Origin of the sequence: Gordonia desulfuricans NBRC 100010, from assembly GCF_001485495.1 — a bacterium.
GTDB classification, from domain to species: Bacteria; Actinomycetota; Actinomycetes; order Mycobacteriales; family Mycobacteriaceae; genus Gordonia; species Gordonia desulfuricans.
This window is the reverse complement of the sequence record NZ_BCNF01000210.1, coordinates 1-2,038: the sequence shown is the minus strand read 5'-3', so window position 1 is coordinate 2,038 and position 2,038 is coordinate 1. Positions and strand designations below refer to the sequence as shown.

At 61.7% G+C, this 2,038-nt stretch carries 1 protein-coding gene; it reads left to right on the top strand.

Annotated elements, in window-relative coordinates; translation table 11 throughout:
* The first annotated feature begins 403 nt into the window (after nt 1–403).
* Nucleotides 404–1,927, top strand: a complete 1,524-nt coding sequence (locus GD1_RS23865; protein WP_059040011.1) for an acyl-CoA synthetase — start codon at nt 404–406, stop codon at nt 1,925–1,927.
* Nucleotides 1,928–2,038 lie beyond the last annotated feature (111 nt).

The window sequence follows — 2,038 nt, the reverse complement described above, 5'->3', positions numbered from 1 at the left end:
GCGCCTGTTCGATGTCCCGTTGATTCCAGCTGGCGAAGTAGCGTTCCGGGTATCTTGCGAGATCTGTTGTGGCAGTGCTCATCACGTGTCCTTCTGTAGTCGGCTGATCGACTGATCGTGTCGTCCGGTGTGATCGGTGTCGAGAATCCCCGATATCGATGAATTCAAGCATTTCGACGTGGTTCTCACATCACCACGGTGAGGGGTTCGCAGACCCCGCATCGGAGTGGTCAGAACAAACTCCCTCGTTTTACGTCAACATGTTCCGGCACGTGTGCTCGGCCGTGATCTGCTGTAACATAACGGTATTCGGCCATATCGATCGTCGACTTCTCCTCGATGTGTATCGCACCCGATCGTGGTGCATCGGCCGATCTCTCACCCTTTCGGCGATAGGACTCTGATGAATCCGCTCGGTCTGGCAACGTGGCTCTCCGCCCGTGCACAACGTGATCCGCACAAGCCGGCTCTCACGTTCGAGAACGAAACCTGGAAGTACGCCGAGCTGCAGCGAAGGGTGGAGGAGCAGGCTGCATTCTTGGCCTCGACCGGGGTGTCGGTGGGTGACCGTGTGGCCTATCTCGGGATGAACCACAGCAACTTCCTGGTCGCCCTGTTCGCGGTGAATCGACTCGGTGCGACGTTCGTGCCCTTGAACTACCGGCTCGCCGACGACGAGCTCACCTACATCCTCGATGATGCCGGCGCCACCGCGCTGATCGCCGACGGGCAGCATGTGCCGATCATCGACCGAATCCGCGGTTCGCTTGCCGTGCAGTCCTATCTGACCTTCGACGGCGAGTTCGACGGCTGGCTGCAGCACGGTCCCGCCGAGGGCGGTTCGGTGCCGGAGGTCGAGGTTTCGCCGGACGATGTCGCGGCGATCCTCTACACCTCGGGAACCACCGGCCGCCCGAAGGGTTCGATCCTCACCCACCGCAACATCTGGACCGGGAACGTCAACTGGATGCTCGCGGTGAACTATCACGGTGAGCACATCGCGTTGACCTCGGCGCCGCTGTTCCATTCCGGTGGGTTGTGCGTGATGACCCTTCCCGTCCTCATGGCCGGCGGCCACGTCATCATCCATGAACGGTTCGATGCGGACAGGGTTCTCGCCGATGTCGAGACCTACCGGGTGACCTCACTGTTCCTGGTGCCGACGATGATGCTGTACCTGACGCAGGAGGCCACGTTCGATTCCGCGGATCTGTCGTCGTTGCAGATCATCGTCGCGGGTGCCGCGCCTGTACCCAAGCATCTGCTGGAGTTGTTCGGTTCTCGGGGGATTCCGGTCAGCCAGTGTTGGGGGATGACCGAGACATCCACCGGTGCCACCTTCCTCGGTACGGAACGAGCGTTGGACAAGCTGGGATCGTGCGGCACCCCGGGCATGCTCAACGAGGTGAAGCTTATCGACTTCGACGGCAACGACCTGAACACGCCCGGTGTGCCCGGAGAACTGTGTGTCCGGGGCGACACGGTGACCCCCGGATACTGGAATCTCCCCGACGCCACCGCTGCGGCGCAGCTCGACGGAGGTTGGTTCAAGACCGGTGATGTCGCCTACCAGGACTCGGATGGCTTCTACTTCATCTGTGATCGACTGAAGGACTTGATCATCTCGGGTGGTGAGAACGTCTATCCCGCCGAGGTCGAGAGTGCCATCTACACGCATTCCGCCGTTGCCGAGGTCGCCGTGATCGGCATGCCCGATCCCGAATGGGGTGAGCGGGTGGCAGCGGTGGTCGTACCCAAACAGGGTGCGACGATCGAACTCGACGAGTTGCGCGAGTTCCTGGGCGGAGCCCTGGCGCGGTACAAGCTCCCGCGTGAGCTCGTGGTGGTCGACGAACTGCCCCGCAACACGACGGGCAAGATCATGAAGCATGTACTCCGCAAGGATGTCGGCGCCATCCGCTCGTGACTCGGATCATCGGGTCGATCATCCGCTGAGCGTCGGGGGTGGTCGCCTCCCGACGTTGGCTGCGGAGATTTCGACTCGGGTCCTCGCGATGCTCGGTCCCGGCTCAATCAT